Origin of the sequence: Sabulicella glaciei, from assembly GCF_026183895.1 — a bacterium.
Classification (GTDB): Bacteria; Pseudomonadota; Alphaproteobacteria; order Acetobacterales; family Acetobacteraceae; genus Roseococcus; species Roseococcus glaciei.
Map to the genome: position 1 here is coordinate 167,316 of NZ_JAPFQI010000001.1, position 19,529 is coordinate 186,844.

The following is a 19,529-nucleotide window of genomic DNA, read 5'->3' on the forward strand; positions in this document are numbered from 1 at the left end:
ACGGGGCGCCGGGAGGCCCGGCCGCGAAAGCGCGCCGGGCTTTGCTTTTGCTCATTCCGTGCCCCGATGATGGCACAGGCCTTTTACCGCGGCCCCGGGGACCGATATCCTGGGACGACGGGCACGGCCCATTCTGTTTGATCGAGCGGGAATCCATGGCGGAAGGCGATAAACGCGAGGGCGAGGGCGGGCCGGCGACGGGCGTGGTGGTCAAGCCACGGCCGAAGACCAAGAAGCCCGCCATGTACAAGGTGTTGATGCTGAACGACGACTACACGCCGATGGAGTTCGTCGTTCACGTGCTGGAGCGGTTCTTCCAGAAGAGCCGTGACGAGGCCACGCGCATCATGATGCATGTCCATCGGCGTGGGGTAGGGGTCTGCGGCATCTACACCTACGAGGTCGCGGAAACGAAGGTCACCCAGGTCATGGACCTTGCGCGGCAGAATCAACATCCTTTGCAATGCACCATCGAGAAGGAGTGACCTTCCTACGTGCAATGCGTTTTCAACATGTGTCGGAGGCTGTGAGGCCCAAGGGGGCGCCCCACATGTCCGTTAACCAATCCGCGTGCCATTCCCCGGCACCGGACCACTCCTAGGGGAGCGTTGATCCATGCTGTCCCGCAACCTTGAGCAGACGCTCCACCGTGCCCTCGGCCTCGCGAATGACCGCCGGCATGAGTACGCCACGCTTGAACATCTCCTCCTCGCCCTTGGCGACGACAGTGACGCGGCCACCGTGCTGCGTGCCTGCGGCGTGGACGTGGAGAAGCTGAAGCGCGACCTGACCGAGTTCCTCGACAAGGATCTTGCCGGGCTGGTGAGCGACCGCGGCGGCGATCCGAAGCCGACCGCCGGGTTCCAGCGCGTCGTCCAGCGCGCCGCCATTCACGTCCAGTCCTCCGGCCGCGACGAGGTGACGGGGGCGAATGTCCTCGTCGCGCTGTTCAGCGAGCGGGAGAGCCATGCGGTCTATTTCCTGCAGCTGCAGGACATGACGCGGCTCGACGCGGTGAACTTCATCTCCCACGGCATCGCGAAGGCGCCCGGCCGGTCGCAGCCGCGCCCCGTCCAGGGCTCCGGCCCCGGGCAGGAGGAGAACAACTCCAGCGGTCCCGAACGCGAGGAGAAGCCGCGCGGCGGGCGCAACCAGGACGCGTTGTCCACCTACTGCGTCAACCTCAACAAGAAGGCAGGGCAGGGCAAGATCGACCCGCTGATCGGCCGTGACACGGAGATCGAGCGGACGATCCAGATTCTGTGCCGCCGCACCAAGAACAACCCGCTCTATGTGGGCGACCCGGGCGTGGGCAAGACTGCCATCGCCGAGGGCCTCGCCAAGCGGATCGTCGAGGGCGACGTGCCCGAGGTGCTGGCCAAGTCCACCATCTTCTCGCTGGACATGGGCTCGCTCCTAGCCGGCACGCGCTACCGCGGTGATTTCGAGGAGCGGCTGAAGGCCGTCGTCTCCGAGCTGGAGGCGCAGCCGGGCGCGGTGCTGTTCATCGACGAGATCCACACGGTGATCGGCGCCGGCGCGACCAGCGGCGGCGCGATGGATGCGTCGAACCTGCTGAAGCCGGCGCTGGCCCAGGGCACGCTGCGCTGCATCGGCTCGACCACGTACAAGGAATACCGCAACCACTTCGAGAAGGACCGGGCGCTCGTCCGGCGCTTCCAGAAGATCGACGTGAACGAGCCGACGGTCGAGGACACGGTGAAGATCCTCACCGGCCTGAAGGTGAACTACGAGAAGCACCACAAGGTGCGGTACACGCCGGAGGCCATCAAGGCCGCGGTGGAGCTTTCGGCCCGCTACATCCATGACCGCAAGCTGCCGGACAAGGCGATCGACGTGATCGACGAGGTCGGTGCCTCGCGCATGCTGCAGCCCGAGGGCAAGCGCAAGAAGACCGTGACGCTGAAGGACGTGGAGGAGACGGTCGCGAAGATCGCCCGCATCCCACCCAAGTCCGTCAGCGCCGACGACAAGGAGACGCTCCGCAACTTGGAGCGCGACCTGAAGGCGATGGTCTTCGGCCAGAACAACGCGATCGAGGCGCTGTCCTCCGCGATCAAGCTGTCCCGCGCCGGGCTGCGCGACCCGGAGAAGCCGATCGGCAACTACCTGTTCAGCGGCCCCACCGGCGTCGGCAAGACCGAGGTCGCGAAGCAGCTGGCAAAGACGCTCGGCATCGAGATGCTGCGCTTCGATATGTCCGAGTACATGGAGCGGCACAGCGTTTCCCGCCTGATCGGCGCACCCCCGGGCTATGTGGGCTTCGACCAGGGCGGCCTGCTGACCGACGGCGTGGACCAGCACCCTCACTGCGTGCTGCTGCTGGATGAGATCGAGAAGGCCCACCAGGACCTCTACAACATCCTCCTGCAGGTGATGGACCACGGGAAGCTCACGGACCACAACGGCAAGACCGTGGATTTCCGCAACGTGATCCTGATCATGACCACGAATGCCGGCGCGTCGGACCTCGCCAAGCCCGCCATCGGCTTCGGACGCGAGGTGCGGACGGACGAGGACCAGGAGGCGGTGAAGCGCCTCTTCACGCCGGAGTTCCGCAACCGCCTCGACGCGGTCATTCCCTTCGGCGGGCTGACGCCGGAAATCGTGGCGCAGGTGGTCGAGAAGTTCGTGATGCAGCTGGAGGCCCAGCTGGCCGACCGCAACGTCACGATCGAGCTGTCCTCGGCCGCCAAGGAGTGGCTGGCCGAGAAGGGCTACGACCCGCTCTATGGCGCGCGGCCGCTGGCCCGCGTGATCCAGGAGCACATCAAGAAGCCGCTGGCCGAGGAGCTTCTGTTCGGCAAGCTGGTGAAGGGTGGCGGCGTGAAGGTCAACCTCGTGGACGGGGCGCTGACCTTCGACATCGCGGAAGCGCCCATGGCCGCCCTGCCGAAGCCCGAGGGCGATGGCGAGGCGGAGAAGGAGCCGGAATCGGTCCAGTAAGGACCGCATCCGGTGCGGTGAATGAGGGGCCCCGGCGAGAGGTCGCGCCGGGGCCCTTTTTCATGCGAGCGCGCGCAGGAAGCCCGTGACCTCCCCGAGCACGTCGCCCTGCGCGAGGCCGAGGCCGCGAAGCGGTGCAGCGAGAGCAGCGATGATCCCGACATGGCCCATGGCGGGGTATTCCCGGTGCCGGACGGGAACGCCGGCTGCGACGGCGCGCGCGGCGAGGATGCGCGAGTGATACGGGCCCACGGTCCGGTCATCGGCGCCGTGGAGCAGCAGCATGGGCGGCCCGCCGCGAAGGTCCACCAATTCGGGAACCGCCCTCACGCGCGGCGTGTCGGCGAAGATATCGGGCGGCGTTACCTCCTCGGCGCCGAAATCATAAGGCCCCGCCAAGCCGATGAAGCCCCGCACGCCGGCGTGTGCACCCCAGCGCGGATCGAGAGCAAGGCTCGCTGCGATGAAGGCGCCGGCCGAATGTCCCATCAGCACCAGCTTTCGGCGGGGATGCCGCGCCTCGAGGAAGCGCAGCGCAAGGGCCGCGTCCTCCACAAAGGCAGGAAAGCGGACTTCCGGGTAAAGCCGGTAATCAGGCACCGCGACGGCGACGCCCTGCTGGGCCAGGGGCCGCGCGACGAAGCCATAATCCGAGCGGCTGCCGCCGACCCAACCCCCGCCATAGAAGAAGACGAGCAGGGGCGCCTCTTCCCGCAGCGTCTGCGGCGTGTGGAAATCGAGGCGCTGGCGGGATAGGGGACCGTAGGCGATGTCCGCCTGGGTGGAGACGCCACCGGCCGGAGTGAGCAAGGTCGCGACACCCGCCGGCGAGCAGCCAGCCAGGGCGAGAAGAGGAAGGAAGCGTCGGGGCGGCATCGGGAATTGGAACGACGAAAGGCCACGAAGGATTGACCAACCGTCGCATCGCCTTTATTCGCGGCGGCACGGTCAGTCCCGTTCGTCTAGAGGCCTAGGACACCAGCCTTTCACGTTGGCGACACGGGTTCGAATCCCGTACGGGACGCCATTCAGCGGACTTCCCTCCACAACTCCCGGCACGCATCCATCCTGGTGCCACGGCGAAGCGGCGTTTCCCGGTCGCAAGACCGTGAAGTCACTTTTCCTTGGGGTGGGTGCCTCAACCGCCAGGGCGCAGGCCCAGGGCTTGCACCGTTGCGATCTCCTGCGCGTTCACCTGGCGCACATCATCCGCATAGGCCTCGCTGTCCAGATAGCGAACAGGCATGTCGAAGCGCGCCAGCACGGCGAGGTGTAGCGGATCGTGCACCGCGAGCTTGAAGGCGTCGTGCAGGATCTGGACGATCTCTGGTGGCGTGCCGCGCGGGGCCGCAAGCCCGTAGGCGCTCTCCGAGACAATGTCGTATCCCAGTTCGCGGAAGGTCGGAACCTCCGGAAAGCGCGTCGCACGCGCCGCCATCCACAGCGCCAGAGGCCGCACGCGCCCCTCGAGCGCCATGTCGGCCCATGCAGAGGTTTCGGCCGAGAAACTGATCTGACCGCCGAGAAGGGCTTGCAGGTTGGGCGCGGCGCCCCGGAAGGGAACCGCCGTCCACTCGATGCCAAGAAGCTGGGCGAGGCGTGTCATCGTCACGTCGGTCGTGTTGGCGCCGGGCGTGCCGTAGAACAGCGTCCCCGGATTGGCGCGCGCATGCGCCAGCAGTTCTTCCATGCTGCGCCAGGGCGCATCGGGCCGAACCACCACGCCGCCCATGTAGCCCACCATGCGCAGGATCCACGTGAAGTCGGCCAGCGGATCGTAGGGCGGCGTCATGTTCTGGGCGCGCATCATCGCCGGCACACGGAAGACGCCATTCGGCATCTGGCTGAGCGTGTACCCATCGGGCCGGGCCTCGCGCGCCAGGATCTGTGCGCCGAGCGTGCCCGATGCGCCCGGTTTGTTCTCGACGACGATGGCTTGGCCCAGATGGCGCGAGGCCACCTCGCAGACCGCGCGCATCTGCAGATCGGTGGCGCCGCCTGGCGTCCATGGCACGAAGACACGCAAGGCGCGGCTGGGGAAGCGGGGCTGCGCCAGCGCCAAGGACGGGGCGGCAAGCGCCGCCAACAAGGTCGCGCGGCGTGGGAAGGTCATCGCGGGTATCCTCGGGTTTCCCCAAGCCTGCCGATTCTGGCGCGGGCCGTGCAACACGGTGCTGTGCAGGTGCGAAAGCAGCCGGCCGAATGGCGTCGGTTTCGCTCGACCCCAAAGGTGTCCTGCTCGGCCTCAGACCGCCATCCAGGCGGACCCCGCCTGCGCTGACGCCACCGCGGCAGCAACGAAGCGCATCCCGCGGAGCCCGTCTTCGACGCGCGGCGTCATGAAGGATGCGGAAACGGGCGCGTGCCCTTCATCGTGGGCAAGGATCTGATCGGCCCCGTCGCGATAGATCTGGGCAAAGGCCTCGAGGTACCCCTCCGGATGCCCGGCCGGGAGGCGGGAGGCATGAACGGCCGCCGGGTGAAGCGCTGTCATGCCCCGTCCCAGGATGCGCGGCGCCTCCCCCCCGAGGGGCGCGTGCAAGAGTTGGTTCGGATGTTCCTGGCTCCAGTCGAGCGAAGCGCGCTCGCCATGGATGCGCAAGCGAAGCGCGTTCGCGTTGCCCGGCGCCACCTGCGAGGTCCAGAGCATCCCACGCGCCCCGCCGGAGAAACGGAGCAGGAGATGGGCATTGTCATCGAGCCGGCGCCCGGCGACGAAGGTTTGAAGATCCGCCAGGACGCTCTCGACTTGAAGCCCCGTCACAAACTCCGCGAGGTGGAAGGCATGGGTGCCGAGGTCGCCGAGCGAGCCGCCGAGCCCCGCCTGCGCAGGGTCCACCCGCCAAGCAGCCTGCTTCTGCCCCTCATCCTCCAGTGGCGTCGCCAGCCAATCCTGCGGATACTCCACCTGCACCACGCGGACCGCGCCGATCTCCCCGGCCTTCACCATGGCACGCGCCTGCCGCACCAGCGGATAGCCCGAGTAGTTGTGCGTCAGCACGAAAACACGTCCGGTGCGCCGTACGGCAGCGACCAGGTCCTCGGCCTCCTCCACGGTGAGGGCGAGGGGCTTGTCGCAGATGACGTGCAGCCCCGCCTCGAGCGCCGCCTTGGCGGGCGCGTGATGCGCGTGGTTGGGCGTGACGATGACGACGCACTCGGCGCCGTCGGGACGGCCGCGCTCCCCAGCAATCATTGCCGCGAAATCGGGATAGGGGCGGATGCCAAGCTCAGCCGCACTTTCCATCGCACGCGCCGGGTCGCTCGACAGCGCGCCCGCGACCAGCTCGAAGCGCCCATCGAGCCGCGCGGCCATGCGGTGCACCGCGCCGATGAAGGCGCCGTGGCCGCCCCCGACCATGGCGTAGCGGATGCGGCGCATCAGCCCAGTCCCAGCATGCGACGGTTCGCGGCCTCGTCGGCGCCGCTCGCGGCAAAATCGTCGAAGGCCTTGTCGGTGACGCGGATGATGTGGCGCCGGATGAACTCCGCGCCCTCACGCGCGCCATCCTCCGGATGCTTCAGGCAGCACTCCCACTCGAGGACGGCCCAGCCCGCGAAGCCGTATTGCGTCAGCTTGGAGAAGACGGCGGGGAAATCCACCTGCCCGTCGCCCAGGGAGCGGAAGCGGCCCGCGCGGTCGGTCCAGGGCTGGTAGCCGCCATAGACGCCGACGCGCCCGGTGGGCCGGAATTCCGCATCCTTCGCGTGGAAGGCGCGGATGCGCGAATGATAGATGTCGAGAAAAGCCAGATGGTCGAGCGCCTGCAGTACGAAATGGCTCGGGTCGTAGAGGATGCAGGCGCGCGGATGCTGTCCCACCGCGTCGAGGAACATCTCGTAGCTGGCGCCGTCATGCAGGTCCTCGCCCGGATGGATCTCGTAGCAAAGATCCACCCCTGCCTCGTCGAAGGCATCGAGGATGGGCCGCCAGCGCCGGGCGAGTTCCGCGAAGGCGGTCTCCACCAGACCCGCCGGGCGTTGCGGCCAGGGATAAACGAAGGGCCAGGCGAGCGCGCCTGAGAAGGTGGCGTGCGCCGATAGGCCAAGGTTGCGCGAGGCGCGCGCGGCGAGGTGAAGCTGCCGAGCCGCCCATTCCCCCCGTGCCTGCGGGTCGCCGCGCACCTCCGGTGCTGCGAACCCGTCGAAGGATGCGTCATAGGCCGGATGCACCGCGACCAGCTGACCCTGCAGGTGCGTGGACAGTTCCGTCACGACGACCCCGTGCCGGGCGAGAACGGCCTGCACCTCCTCGCAATAAGTCCGGCTCTCGGCGGCGAGCGCGAGGTCGAAGAGGCGCGAATCCCAGGAGGGGATCTGCACGCCCTTGAAGCCGAGCGAAGCGGCCCATCCCGCGATGCCGTCGAGGCTGTCGAAAGGCGCCGCGTCGCTCGCGAACTGGGCCAGGAAGACAGCGGGTCCCTTGATTGTCCGCATTGGGGCCGTTCCTCAGCGTGATCCCGCAAGCTGGGCCGCGACGGTCTCGAAAGCCTTGAGATAGACGTTCTGCTCGGTGTTCGGCATCAGCGTGAGGTCATCCTGCGGGCTCGCCACCCAGTCCCCGAACCAAGAGCCGAAGCAGCGCTCGCCATCCGTCACGCGCCACAGGCGCGGTCCGCTGACGTAATGCATCCAGGGCAGCGGCGACTTGGTGATGTAGTAGGAGTAGCTCATCTCCTCGTCGTCCAGGTGCAGCAGCACCTCGTTCAGATGCCCCTCGCCGAACAGGAAGTCGCGCGTGCCGGAGATCTTGTCGCTGCGCACGCCGCCCAGCATGTGCATCTTCGTGATGTCCTCGTGCCATCCGCCCATGCCGGCGAAGTCGCGGATCACCGACCAGACCTTCGCCGCCGGCGCGTCGATCACCGTGCTGCACCACACCTTGTTCGGCGGAAAGCCAGCCCAGAGCGGTGCCTCGACGCGCGGGCGGGAGCGGAGCGTCGCCTTCAGCGCGTCCCAGCCGCCCTGGAACACGCCGTTCGAGACGATCTCGACATACTTTCCCTCGTCGCCGGGCGCCTCGTCGAAGGTCGCCTCCCACTCCGCGAAGGTCTGGCCGGTGGCGGTGACGGGCATCAGCCGCATGCGGGCGAGATAGTTCATCACCGGGAAGGCTGGCGTCTCGAAATTATAGGTGAAGCTGGTTGTGCGGTCGCACAGGCTCAGCAGGCGCTCCCGCACCTCCGTGCCATCGCGCAGGGAGAAGCGGCGCACGCAGCCGACCACGTCCGAGTCGAGGCCGCCCTCGATCTCCGAGCGGGTGACGCCGGGATTCCACGAAGGCATTCCATTGAAGTCGCGCACCGTCGCCCAGACGGTGGCGATGTTGGCGTCCAGGATGGTCGAGGCATAGGCACGGGCCATGGCGTCCTCCGTCAGAAGGTGATGGACTTGAATTCGCGGGTCTGCTCGGTTAGCGCCATCTCGGTCGGCAGGCGCTCCATGGAGGAGGCGCCATAGAACCCATTGATCCCGGGCGTGTTCCGCAGGATCCAGGCCGCATCCTCCGGCGTGGCGATCGGCCCGCCATGGCACAGCACCAGGATGTCGGGCTGCACGCGGCGCGCCGCCTCCGCCCATTCCGCGATCAGGGCCGGGCAATCCTCCAGCTTGAGGGCTGTGTGCGCGCCGATGGCGCCGCCCGTGGTGAGGCCCATATGCGGCACCAGGATGTCGGCGCCCGCCTTCGCCATCTCCTCTGCTTCCCCCGCGTTGAAGACGTAGGGCGTCGTCAGCATGTCCTTGGCGTGGGCCAGGCGGACCATGTCGATCTCGTGCCCGAACCCCATCCCCGTCTCTTCCAGGTTCGCGCGGAACACCCCGTCGATGAGCCCCACAGTGGGGAAGTTCTGCACCCCGGCAAAGCCCAGTGCCTTCAGCTCGTCCAGCAGGTGGTCCATGATCGCGAAGGGATCGGTGCCGTTCACGCCCGCCACCACCGGGGTGTGCTTCACCACCGGCAGCACCTCCCGCGCCATCTCCTTCACGATCTCGTTCGCGTTGCCATAGGCCAGCAGCCCCGCGAGCGAGCCGCGGCCTGCCATGCGGTAGCGCCCTGAGTTGTAGATGACGATGAGGTCGATGCCGCCCGCCTCCTCGCATTTCGCGGAAAGCCCGGTGCCGGCGCCGCCGCCGATGATCGGTTCGCGCCGCGCGGCCATATCCTGGAACTTCCGCAGCAAGTCGCCGCGGGAAAAGCGGGGCATCAGGCAATCTCCTTGAAGGCGGCCAGGACGGAGTCCACGAACTCGCGGTCATTCACCGCGGCCGGCACCTCGATCAGCTTGCGGTCGGCGCCCGGCACGAAGCCGGCGCGGATCGTGGCGAAGAGCGCCTCGTCGGCCGCGGGGTCGTGGAAGGGCATGCCGGGGACGTCGATGGCGCTCACGCCGCCCAGCGGGAGCAGGAAGCGCACCGGGCCCTCCATCCGGTTGAGCCGCGCCACGATGAATTCCGCGATCGCCTTGTTCTCGGCGGGGGTGGTGCGCATCAGCGTCACCTGCGGGTTGTGGACGTAGAGGTTGCGCCCGCCGAACTGCGCCGGGACGGTTTCCTTCGCGCCGAAGTTCACCATGTCCACCGCGCCGACGCTGCCGACATAGGGCAGGCGCGTGCGGATCGCGGCGCCGAACCGGTCTCCGGTGCAGGGAAACACCCCACCCACCAGGTGGTCAGGCACCTCGGTCGTCGTGATGTCGATCAAGGCCGAAAGGAGGCCGGAATCCGCCAGCTTCTCCATGCTTTGCCCGCCCGCGCCGGTGGCGTGGAAGACGTAGCATTCGTGGCTCGGCTCCAGCGCCTCGCGAAGCGCGGTGATGCAGCCCGTCGTCACGCCGAACATGCTCATGCCGATGCCGGGCTTCTCGCCCGCCGGGGCTGAGGGCGGCCGAAACAATGCCATCCCGGCGGCGGCATGCGCCGCGTTGGCGATGACGCGCCGGGAGATGGCGTTGATCCCGGCCACGTCCACCACGGAGTACATGAGTGCGATGTCGGCAGGCCCGACATAGGGCGCAACGTTCCCCGACGCCACGGTGCTGACCATCAGCTTGGGCGTGCCGACCGGCAGCGCACGCATGGCCTGGGTCACCAGCGCCGTGTTGCCGGACCCGCCGAGCCCCAGCACCGCGCCGATGTCACCGCGCGCGGAAAGCCAGCGCGTCAGCGCCTCGGCCATGCCGGCCACCGCCTTGCCGCGGTCGTCCAGGCCGAGCACGGCGGAGGCGCCTTCGGGGTGGTGCGCGGCGATCTCCTCCGCGCCCACCTCCGCGCCCGCGCCTGGCCCGCGCGTGCCCACATCGACCAGCACGGCCTCCGCGCCCGCGCGAATGATGCAGTCGCGCGCGAAGCGCAGCTCTTCGCCCTTCGTGTCCATCGTCCCGATGACGTAGACCTTGGCCATCGCCTGCCCCTCCCGTCCCTTCTCAGTGATGCCCGCCGGCGGAGACTCCGAGGAAGCGCCGCTGCGCCTCCTTGTCTTCCGCCAGGGCGCGCGCGGGCATGGAGGTGGCGATGCGGCCGGTGACCATGATCGCCACCTCCTCCGCCACCTCGGTCGCGACGCGCAGATTCTGTTCCACCAGCAGCAGGCCCATCCCCTCGGTGGGAAGGGCACGCAGCACGCCGATCAGCTGGTCCACGATGACGGGGGCCAGTCCCTCGCTCGGCTCGTCCATGATGACGAGGCGCGGGTTCATCAGCAGGGCGCGGGAGATTGCCAGCATCTGCTGCTCGCCGCCCGAAAGCTCCGTCCCGCCGTTCCGCCGACGCTCCGCAAGGCGCGGGAAGGTCTCGTAGACGCGCTCGATCGTCCAGCGCGCGCGGCTTCCCCGGCTGACCAGCCTCAGGTGCTCGTGCACCGAAAGCGAGGGGAAGGTGCGGCGCCCCTGCGGCACCAGGGCGATGCCGCGTCGGGCGATGCGGAAGGGGGCGAGGCCGTCGATGCGCTCGCCGCCCAGAGTGATCGCCCCCTCGCTGCGGCGGATCAGCCCGGCGATGGCCCCGCACAACGTGGTCTTGCCCATCCCGTTGCGCCCGATGACGGCAAGCGGCCGCTCCCCGACGCTCAGCGAGACCCCTTGCAGGATATGCGCTTGCCCGAAGCGGACATGCAGATCGGAAACGGCGAGCATCAGTGCCCGCCCCCGAGATAGATGGCCTGCACCACCGGGTCGTCCTCGATGCGGTCGGGCGGGGCCTCCACCACCACCTGGCCGTCCTTCATCACGGTCACGAAATCGGCGGCGGGCAGCGCGATGTCCATGTCGTGCTCGATCAGGATCAGCGTCAGGCTGCGAGGCAACTCGCGCAGCAGGAGCAGCAGCTCCGGCCGGTCGCCGGGGGAGAGGCCGGCTGCCGGCTCGTCCAGCATCAGGACGCGCGGGTCGCCAGCCAGCGCCATCCCGATCTCAAGTTGGCGGCGCTGCCCGTGGGAAAGGTTGAGCACCTGCTCGTGCAGCAGGTGCGACAGGCGCATCCGCTCCGCGATGTCGCGCGCCTTGGCCATCCCGGTATCGCTGCCGCGCGGGCGCAGGAAGGAAAAGCGGCCGGGCCGAAGCCCCCGCACCGCGACGAAGAGGTTCTCCAGCACGCTCAGCCCGTTGAACAGCAGCGAGGTCTGGTAGGTGCGGCCGATGCCCCGGCGCGTGCGCTGGTGCGGCCTCAGAGCGGAAATGTCCTCGCCGAAGAGAAGGATCTGCCCGGAGGTGGGCGGGAAATCCCCGCAGATCGTGTTGAACAAGGTCGTCTTGCCCGCGCCGTTGGGCCCGAGCACGGCCCGTCGCTCGCCGGGCATGACGTCGAGCGACACGTCACGCACGGCCTGGAGCGCGCCGAAGCGCCGGCTGACACCGGCAAGGCTGATGGCGGGGGTGGTCATGATCCGTCCGGAAGCGGCGGCGGGACGAGGGCGCCCCGCCGCCAGGAACTCAGGTCGCCGCGGGGACGCAGCCGGGATTGTCGCGCGATGGCGCGCCGAGGGCGAGGAACTGCGCCTCGGGGGTTCCCAGCGTCTGGTTCACCTGGGGGGTGCGGTCGAAGGCCACGACCTGGGCGCGCCCGTCCCGCTCCTCGATGCGGTTGAGGAAGATGTCCGAGATGGCCTGGCGGTTGTGGTCGAGGCGCACCGCAGCCCCGGTGGGCGCGGTGACCTGCGCCGCCGCCAAGGCGCGCTGGAAGGCGGCCTGGTTGCCTGACAGGTCGCCATCCACGGCGCGCAGTCCGGCGAGGATGCCATACAGGTTGGTGGTGTAGTTCACGCCATGGATGGAGGGGGACTGGAACCCGCCCTCATTCGCCCAGCGGCGGCGGTACCGCTCCACGAACTCGCGCCAGTTCTGGTCGTCGATCACGTCGGCGATGGGTCCGCCCGAAAGCATGCCCACCATCACGCGCCGATGCGGCCCACGCGCCGAGAGCATGGTCTGGTCGGCCATGATGGAGCCGCCGATCAGCGGCTTGTTTCCGCCGGCCTGGGCATACTGCGTCATGAAGGCCAGCCCGTCCGTGCCGCCATGCACCACGACGACGGCGCCCGCGTTGGAGCGGTTGATCTGCGCGATCTGTGCGGAGAAATCCGTGGTGCCGAGCGGCGCCCAGTAGTGCTGGACCCGGCCGCCGGCGCGGCAGAACTCCAGGTTGAAGCCGAAGACCTGGGCGTAGGGGAAGGCGTAGTCCCCGGCGGAAATCGCGACCTCGCGGATGCCCAGGTTGCGGTAGACGTGGTTGCCCAGCCCCGCCATCCATTGCGTGCCGTCGGTGGAGAAGCGGAAGAAGTTGGGGCTCGGGTTGCGCAGCGTCGTGTCAGAGGCGCCGGAACTGCCATTGACGATGGTCTTGCCCGTCAGGGTGCGCGAATAGTCGCGCAGCGCGATCCCCTCGGCGCCCGAGAGCGGCCCCAGGATGATGTCCACGTTGTCCTGCTCGATCAGCTTGCGCGCGCGGGCGAGCGCCACGTCGGCCTGGGCATTGGAGCTTTCGCGGATGAACTCGATGCGCCGCCCGCCGACCGTGTTGTTGATCCGCTCCAGCTCCATCTGCACGCAGCGGAAGGAATCCTGCCCGCCCGTGGCGAAGGGACCCTCGAGCGTGGTGAGGCCGCCGAGGCGGATGGGGGCGTTCTGGGCGATGACGGGGGCGGCGAGCCCTCCGGCGAGGGAAACCCCGCCGAGAAGCGCCGCACGGCGCGTGATGGATGCAGACATGGGGTTCCTCCTGTTTCGTTCTTCGTGGTGGCGAGGCGGGGCGGGTCCGTTCATTCCCGGCGCCCCGTAGCGAGGCGCCGCAGCCGCGAGGCGAGGCCCGTCAGCCCGTCGGGCGAGAGGAGCACGATGACGAGGAAGACCGTGCCGATCAGCGTGTTGAAGCGGTCGCGGTCGTAGAGATTGGCGGCGAAGGTGTCGAAGACGGTGAAGACCAGCGAGCCGAGGAAGGCCCCGAGCGGATGCCCGAGCCCGCCGATCACGCTCATGATCAGGACGTTCACCGTCGCGCCCAGGCCGATCGTGCCCGGCGAGATGCCGATGTTGTAGATCGTGCCCAGCACGCCGCCGCATCCCGCGATGAAGCCCGCGACGCCGAAGGCGGCGATGCGGTGCAGCGCGACGTTGTAGCCCAGCGCCGCCACGCGCCGCGGATTGTCGCGGATCCCCTGCAGCACGAGCCCGAAGGGCGAGCGCACGAGGTAGAGGACGCCGACGAGCAGCAGCGCCGCCGTGCCCAGCGCCACGTAGAAGAACACCCAGGGGTCGCGGAAATCCCGGCCGAAGACATTCGGGCCGACCACGTTGCGGATGCCCTCGTAGCCATTGAACCAGGCGATGTTGGTTTCCACGAAGCGGAACACGCCCATCGCCAGGGCCAGGGTGATCATCAGCAGGTAGATGTCGCGCGTGCGGACCGCGATGGCGCCGACCAGCAGCCCCATCAGCGTCGAGGCCAGCAGCCCGAGCGGGATGGCCGCGAGGTAGCCGAGCCCACCCACGACGCGTGGCACCGCCCCTTCGACGAAAACGGCCAGCGCGTAGCCTGCGACGCCCGCGATCATCATCTGCGCCAGGGAGATGAAGCCGCCATAGGTCGCGAGGAAGGTGAGCGACAGCGCGACGATCCCGAAGACGAGGGCGCGGCCGAGGATGTTCGCGGTCCAGAACTGCGCCTGGTTGGCAGGCAGGATCGCCGCCAGCAGGAAGGGCAGCAGCGCCACGAGGGCGAAGGCGCCAAGGGCGAGGAGCACGCGCTCACGCACGGCCCAGGATCCCCTGTGGGCGCATGGCGAGCACCGCCGCCATGATTACGAAGGTGAGGACGACCGAATAGGTGGGGAACAGCGCCTGGCCCAGCTGTTCCGCCAGCCCGATCAGCACCGCGCCGACGGCGGTGCCGGCGATGCTGCCCATCCCGCCGACGATCACGACGACGAGGGAGATAAGGAGGAAGCGCCCGTCCTGCCCCATGGCGAGGGGCTGCGCCGTGGACCCGATCACCCCGCCCAGTCCGCAAAGCGCGGCGCCAAGCGCGAAGACGGCGATGCCGACGAGCGGCACGTTGATGCCGCACGCGCCCAGCATCTCGCGGTCATCCACGCCGGCGCGGATCATCATGCCCAGGCGCGTGCGGTTCAGCAGCAGCCAGAGTCCCACCCCGACGGCGAGGGCGACGCCGATCTGCACCAGCCGGAAGGTCGGATAGCCGCCGACGAGCGGCACCTGCGTCGAACCGAAGATGGAATCCGGCGCGAAGAACTGGCGCGGGTTGCCGCCATAGAAGGCGAGGATCTGGTCGGCGACGATGATGGACACGCCGATCGTCACCAGGGCCTGGCGCAGCTCCTGCCCCTGCATCCAGCCGAGCAGGATCTTCTGCATCAGCGCGCCCGCAAGCGCCGCCGCCAGGATGCCCGCCGCGAGTCCGGCATGCCAAGCGTACCACGCGTCTTGGTCGTAGAGCGGCTCGAACACCGCATAGCCCACGTAGCCGGCGATCAAATAGAGCGAGCCGTGCGCCATGTTCACGACACGCATCAGCCCGAAGACGAGCGAAAAGCCGCTGGCCACGATGAAGTAGAGGGCCGCGAGCGTGAGCCCGTTCAGCACGATGGTGGCCGCGAGATCCATGTCCCGGACGCTTGCTCCCTTTCCGGCGGATCACGGATCGCCCGCCTCCCTTTCAGGAAGCGGGAAGGCGGAAGGACCTGCAAGGTGAATTCGCGGGAGTTATGGGTAAGATTGGGTATGCATGTGACCCTTCGCCCCACCAGCCGCCTCGATGGAGCGTCGCCCCAGGACCGCGCGGCCTCCGTCTTCCTGCCTTGCCTGTCGCCCTTTCCGGCGAAGCTTTGGCCTCTCGTCGCGCATCTGCCCGTGCTGGACGTGAACGGAACCCTGGCCGCGGCGCTTGCGGGCTGTCCCGCCCTTCGCGCTTCGCCTCCTGTTGCCGGGATCTTCGCATGCGATCCCTTCCTGCGCGTGCCAGACCTCGCGGAGATCCTCGGGCGCGCCGGCTTTGCCGAGGTGGTAAACCATCCCAGCGTGCAGGCGCATGAGGGGGAGGCCGCCGCGGCGCTCTCGGCCGTGGGCTACCGGGCCGAGGCCGAGTTCCGCGTGCTGCTGCGCTTCCGGGAGCAAGGGATGCGCCCCATCGCGCGGGCCGCGACGCGCCAGGCGGTGGAGGTGGCGCTGGCGCTCGGGCTGCGGCGCATCCTGCTTCACCCGCCGGGTCCCGGGCCGGCGCCGCCGGGGTGGTGGGACAGCATGGCGGCCCATGTCGTCATCGAGGGCGGCGAGGCCCTGGCCTGGAGCGACGCGCCGCCTCAGACGCTCAGGCCGAGGCGGCGCATGCGGTTGTAGAGCGTCTTCCGGGCGATCCCCAGAAATGCCGCCGTTTCCCCTCGCCGAAAGCGATGCCGTCGCAGCGCGTCGAGGATCCAGGCACGTTCATCCGCCGCGCCCTGGGGAGGGGCGACGGGCGCTGGTCCCAGCGCGGCCTCCAGATGGGCCGCCGTGACGCGGCCATCGCGGGTTTCCGCCGCGGCCCGCAGCAGCACCTCGTGCAGCTCGCGGAGGTTTCCGGGCCAGGGCTGCGCCATCAGCAGCCGTAGCGCCTGTGGCTCCACGGGCGTCGCCGCGCGGCCACGCTGGCGCAGCATGGCGCGGGCCAGGGGCGGGATGTCCTCCAGCCGCTCCCGGAGCGGCGGCAAGGTCAGGCGCTGCGCCGAAAGGGCGCGCGCGAGGCCCTGCGCGCCCGGCGGGTGGGTGAGAATAAGCCGGGCGCGGGGCGCGCGATCGGAGGGACGGGAAAAGCGGTCGAAGACGCCCTGCTCGATCCAGTCCGCTAAGCGCACGCGCAGCTTCGGTGGCAGCGCGTCGGCATTCTCGATCACCACGCTCGTCCCGCGCCCCGCAAGGAGGCCACGTGGTGCTTCTGCAAACAGCGCGGCCTCGATCTCATCACGCGCATCCAGGAAGGAGGGGCTGCCGGACCGGCCGCCGGCGGCGTGCAGGGCACGCGAGACGGTGGTGCGCCCACTGCCCGGTTCACCCTCCACCACCACCGGCAGATCGGTCGCGACCAGCCGGGCGATGCGCGCGGCGAGGGCCAGCGCGGCTGGCGAGCGGCCCACGAGGCCAAGCGGGAGCGCCGTCGGCTCCGGGGCACCGGGGCGCAGCAGCGGCGCGGTCTTGAAGGCCGAGGTGCTCTGCATGACCGACAGCTCGAGCGGCAGGCGGTCGAGCGTCGATCCGCCCACATATCCGTCGGCGCGCGACGCGTCACAGACTTGGAGCATGTGGGTGGGGTCCACGATCGGCCCGCCTTCGACGAGGCAGCGCGTCGTGGGAGCCCGGCGACGGACCATCGCGAAGACGCGACGCGCGCGCTCCGCTGCCTCCTCCAGCGGGACGCCGCCGGGCACGCCCAGGCTGCCGCCGGCATTCCACCCAAAATTGAGGACAAGCCGCTCCACCCCCGCCTCGACCATCGCCTCTGCCTCGGCGCGTGTCTTGGCGTAGCCCAGCGTGGCGAGCCCTTGGGAGCGTGCTTCGGCCAGCAGCGCCACCTCCCGCCCAAAGCCCAGCCCGGCCGCCTCCATGGCGTGGCGCAACGCCCCATCGAAATGGATCGCGGTCGGGAAATTGGCGACGCCCTGATAGCCGGCCGCCCTCAGCCCCGCCACGAAGCGCTGGAGGTCGAGCCTCGGATCGCAGGCCGCCGCACCGAAGAAGACCGGGATCCGCACACGGTCCAGGATCTCGCGCCGCGCGAAATTGTCGGTGAAGGCGTTGCTGTCCGTGATGGGCAGCATGGCGGCGAGGGACGGCGCCCCCATGACGCGAAGCCGCCCGGCGTTCAGCACCAGGAGGAAGTCGGCGCCGCCCTCCGTCGCGGCACGCGCCGTCATCCCCAGGCCGATGGCCGCCCCGACCAGGATGTCCCGCCGCGCCGTCCGCATGGCGGGAGGCTAGCATGGCGCGGGCCGGGCGGAACCGCGTCCCCAGGCTGCAGGGTGTCAGCCAGCGCGTTCACGCATCGGCGCATCAGCCGTCACGGCCGCTCTTCGATCGAGGGCTGTGGTTGCCTTGGCAAGTCGAAGCCATCTCGACCTGCGGCGAAGACCGCGCTTCAGCTCGGGGCGTCAGGCCTCCGCCCAGGGCTGACGCTGCCACATCTGCCGGAAGCGTGCATCCGCCTCCGCGAGGCGCGCCCGCCATGCCGGGCCGTCCACGTAGTCCAGCTCCGTGAACTGCGCCCGGCACTGCTCCTGGAAGCCAGGGTCCCGGGCCACCTTGGCCGTCGCCTCGCGCAGGCGTGCCACCAGATCCTCCGGCGTGCCCTTGGCGACCACGATGCCCCGCTCGGAACTCATGGCGACGTCGAGGCCGGTCTCGCGGAAGGTCGGCACGTCGGGCGCGAAGGCCGAGCGTGTCGTACCGCCCTGCACCAGCATGCGCAGCCCGGACGGCGTGGCCGCGACCTCGCCCACGTTCAGCCCGCCCACTTCCACCTGCCGGCCCAGCATCGCGGTGCGCATCGGCCCCGCCCCCGGGAAGGGCACATGGACCAGCTTCACACCTGCGGCCGCCTGGAACAGCACCAGTGCCAAGTGTTCGTCCGTGCCGACGCCGGTGGAGCCGAAGCTGATCGTCTCAGGCGCTTGACGGGCACGGGCGACAAGGTCGTCGAAGTCGCGGATCGGGCTCGTGGCATGGACGCTGAAGGCTGAGGGGTCAGCGACCAGATTGGCGACGTACTCGAAATCGTTCAGCGTGAACTGCGGCGCGCGGCGCTCGATCGGCAGGCTGACGAGGCCCGGCATGTTGGTGATGCCCAGCACGTGCCCATCCGGGCGCGACCGCGCGACATAAGAGAGGCCGATCTCGCCGGAAGCTCCCGGGCGATTGTTCACCACCACCGCGCCGCCCAGCTCGCGCTCCAGGAAGCGGGCGACGGTGCGGGCGGTCACGTCCGTCCCGCCGCCCGCAGCGAAGCCGACGATCAGTTCCACGGGCCGGTCGGGGTAGCGGCGGGTCTGGCCCAGGGCCGGCGCTGCGAGGAGGCCGGAGGCGAGCGGAAGCAGCGCCCGGCGGCGGATCAGGTGGGTCATTCTGTCTGTTCCCTTGGGAGTTCGGACGCGCTCACGCCCGCACGGGCGTGAGAAGCGTTCCGTCGCGCCGGAAGGCGCGGAGATTGTCGACCACGAGCCGTTCCATCGCCTCGCGCGTTTCATGCGTTGCGCTGCCGACATGCGGGGTGAGGACGACGTTGTCGCACCGTCGCAGCGCCAGCGGCGCGCCCGGCTCATTCTCCAGGACGTCGAGGCCGGCGCCGCCCAGGCGTCCGGCTTCCAGCGCCGCGATCAGCGCCGCCTGATCCACGACGGAGCCGCGCGCGATGTTGACCAGGATGCCACCGGGGCCGAGCGCTTCCAGCACTTCGGCCGAGACGAGGTGGCGGGTCGCGGGGCCGCCTTCGCAGGCCACGACCAGGAAGTCGCACCACGCCGCCAGTTCCCGGAGCGACGGCTCGAAGCCATGGGCGACGCCGGGCTTCGGCCCGCGCCCGTGATAGCGCACCTCCATGGCAAAGCCCTCACCGCGCCGGGCGATGGCTGCGCCGATGCGCCCGAGCCCGAGCACGCCCAGCCGCTTGCCTGAAACCTTGGTGGAGAGCGGGAACCGGCCCACCTCGGTCCACTCGCCCGCGCGCACGTGACGATCGGCGGCGGGAATGCGCCGCGCCACCGCCATCAGCAGCCCCCAGGCGAGGTCCGCCACGCAGTCATCCAGCACCTCGGGAGTGGTGGCGACGCCAATACCCCGTGCCCTCGCCCCCGCCACGTCCAGCGTCTCATGCCCCACGCCCCAGCTTGAGATGGCGCGCAGCCGCGGCAGCGCGGCAAGCATCTCCGGCCCGCACCCGGCGCGCACGCTGGTGGCGACCAGCTCGACTTCCGCGCCGTGCCGGGTGAGCCAAGCGTCGGGCTGCTCCCACAGGCGCACGGCATCGAACTCCTCGGTCAGCAGGCGGTCGGCCAGGAGCCCGATGGAGGCGATCTGCAGCAGCATCCG

General features: G+C 69.4%; 18 protein-coding genes and 1 tRNA gene. 4 read left to right on the forward strand and 15 right to left on the reverse strand.

Annotated elements, in window-relative coordinates:
• The first annotated feature begins 155 nt into the window (after positions 1 to 155).
• A complete protein-coding gene (gene clpS / locus OF850_RS00745; RefSeq protein ID WP_207538338.1) occupies positions 156 to 485 on the forward strand; it encodes an ATP-dependent Clp protease adapter ClpS in 330 nt (109 codons plus the stop codon).
• Positions 486 to 615: 130 nt separating this feature from the next.
• Positions 616 to 2,967, forward strand: coding sequence for an ATP-dependent Clp protease ATP-binding subunit ClpA (gene clpA, locus OF850_RS00750; RefSeq protein WP_301587751.1), 2,352 nt, complete (start codon positions 616 to 618; stop codon positions 2,965 to 2,967).
• A 60-nt stretch (positions 2,968 to 3,027) separates the two neighbouring features.
• Here the strand turns inward: clpA and OF850_RS00755 are convergent, their stop codons facing one another.
• Positions 3,028 to 3,843 carry an alpha/beta hydrolase gene (locus OF850_RS00755; RefSeq protein WP_301587752.1) on the reverse strand — a complete coding sequence of 272 codons (816 nt, stop codon included), beginning with the start codon at positions 3,841 to 3,843 and terminating at the stop codon, positions 3,028 to 3,030.
• Positions 3,844 to 3,918: 75 nt separating this feature from the next.
• On the opposite strand from OF850_RS00755, the gene OF850_RS00760 reads away from it, so the two are divergent.
• Positions 3,919 to 3,994, forward strand: a tRNA-Glu gene (locus tag OF850_RS00760).
• 111 nt (positions 3,995 to 4,105) lie between these two features.
• Here OF850_RS00760 and OF850_RS00765 read toward each other — a convergent pair.
• The 11 genes from OF850_RS00765 to OF850_RS00815 all read right to left on the reverse strand — a co-directional run bounded on the left by OF850_RS00765 (position 4,106) and on the right by OF850_RS00815 (position 15,080).
• Positions 4,106 to 5,029 carry a tripartite tricarboxylate transporter substrate binding protein gene (locus tag OF850_RS00765; protein WP_301587753.1) on the reverse strand — a complete coding sequence of 308 codons (924 nt, stop codon included), beginning with the start codon at positions 5,027 to 5,029 and terminating at the stop codon, positions 4,106 to 4,108.
• Between the two features lie 183 nt (positions 5,030 to 5,212).
• Positions 5,213 to 6,349, reverse strand: coding sequence for a Gfo/Idh/MocA family protein (locus tag OF850_RS00770; protein ID WP_301587754.1), 1,137 nt, complete (start codon positions 6,347 to 6,349; stop codon positions 5,213 to 5,215).
• Positions 6,349 to 7,404: a sugar phosphate isomerase/epimerase family protein gene (locus tag OF850_RS00775; protein ID WP_301587755.1), complete on the reverse strand. Its 1,056-nt coding sequence runs from the start codon at positions 7,402 to 7,404 to the stop codon at positions 6,349 to 6,351. The genes OF850_RS00770 and OF850_RS00775 overlap by 1 nt, the downstream gene beginning before the upstream one ends.
• A gap of 12 nt (positions 7,405 to 7,416) precedes the next feature.
• The gene (locus tag OF850_RS00780; RefSeq protein ID WP_301587756.1) at positions 7,417 to 8,331 is read right to left on the reverse strand and encodes an SRPBCC family protein; all 915 of its coding nucleotides are present in this window, start codon (positions 8,329 to 8,331) and stop codon (positions 7,417 to 7,419) included.
• Between the two features lie 11 nt (positions 8,332 to 8,342).
• Positions 8,343 to 9,173, reverse strand: a complete 831-nt coding sequence (locus OF850_RS00785) for a phosphoenolpyruvate hydrolase family protein (RefSeq protein ID WP_301587757.1) — start codon at positions 9,171 to 9,173, stop codon at positions 8,343 to 8,345.
• Positions 9,173 to 10,369, reverse strand: a complete 1,197-nt coding sequence (locus tag OF850_RS00790; RefSeq protein WP_301587758.1) for a Tm-1-like ATP-binding domain-containing protein — start codon at positions 10,367 to 10,369, stop codon at positions 9,173 to 9,175. The genes OF850_RS00785 and OF850_RS00790 overlap by 1 nt, the downstream gene beginning before the upstream one ends.
• A 22-nt stretch (positions 10,370 to 10,391) precedes the next feature.
• Complete coding sequence (locus OF850_RS00795; RefSeq protein ID WP_301587759.1) at positions 10,392 to 11,099, reverse strand: ABC transporter ATP-binding protein; 708 nt, start codon at positions 11,097 to 11,099, stop codon at positions 10,392 to 10,394.
• Positions 11,099 to 11,845 carry an ABC transporter ATP-binding protein gene (locus OF850_RS00800; RefSeq protein ID WP_301587760.1) on the reverse strand — a complete coding sequence of 249 codons (747 nt, stop codon included), beginning with the start codon at positions 11,843 to 11,845 and terminating at the stop codon, positions 11,099 to 11,101. Before OF850_RS00800 ends, OF850_RS00795 begins: the two co-directional genes overlap by 1 nt.
• Before the next feature lie 49 nt (positions 11,846 to 11,894).
• Positions 11,895 to 13,169 (reverse strand): ABC transporter substrate-binding protein, encoded by a 1,275-nt coding sequence (locus OF850_RS00805; RefSeq protein WP_301587761.1) that lies wholly within the window; start codon positions 13,167 to 13,169, stop codon positions 11,895 to 11,897.
• Positions 13,170 to 13,219: 50 nt separating this feature from the next.
• On the reverse strand, positions 13,220 to 14,212 hold the full coding sequence (locus tag OF850_RS00810) for a branched-chain amino acid ABC transporter permease (protein ID WP_301587762.1): 993 nt from the start codon (positions 14,210 to 14,212) through the stop codon (positions 13,220 to 13,222).
• Positions 14,205 to 15,080, reverse strand: coding sequence for a branched-chain amino acid ABC transporter permease (locus tag OF850_RS00815; protein ID WP_301587763.1), 876 nt, complete (start codon positions 15,078 to 15,080; stop codon positions 14,205 to 14,207). Before OF850_RS00815 ends, OF850_RS00810 begins: the two co-directional genes overlap by 8 nt.
• Positions 15,081 to 15,203: 123 nt before the next feature.
• Between OF850_RS00815 and OF850_RS00820 the strand changes: the two genes are divergently transcribed.
• Positions 15,204 to 15,812 carry a hypothetical protein gene (locus OF850_RS00820; protein ID WP_301587764.1) on the forward strand — a complete coding sequence of 203 codons (609 nt, stop codon included), beginning with the start codon at positions 15,204 to 15,206 and terminating at the stop codon, positions 15,810 to 15,812.
• Here OF850_RS00820 and OF850_RS00825 read toward each other — a convergent pair.
• From OF850_RS00825 to OF850_RS00835, 3 genes are all read right to left on the reverse strand, one after another.
• Positions 15,776 to 17,413 (reverse strand): phosphoenolpyruvate hydrolase family protein, encoded by a 1,638-nt coding sequence (locus OF850_RS00825; RefSeq protein WP_301587765.1) that lies wholly within the window; start codon positions 17,411 to 17,413, stop codon positions 15,776 to 15,778. The two genes, OF850_RS00820 and OF850_RS00825, sit on opposite strands and share 37 nt — an antisense overlap.
• 183 nt (positions 17,414 to 17,596) lie before the next feature.
• A complete protein-coding gene (locus OF850_RS00830) occupies positions 17,597 to 18,565 on the reverse strand; it encodes a tripartite tricarboxylate transporter substrate binding protein (RefSeq protein ID WP_301587766.1) in 969 nt (322 codons plus the stop codon).
• A gap of 31 nt (positions 18,566 to 18,596) precedes the next feature.
• Complete coding sequence (locus OF850_RS00835) at positions 18,597 to 19,526, reverse strand: 2-hydroxyacid dehydrogenase (protein ID WP_301587767.1); 930 nt, start codon at positions 19,524 to 19,526, stop codon at positions 18,597 to 18,599.
• Positions 19,527 to 19,529: the final 3 nt, after the last annotated feature.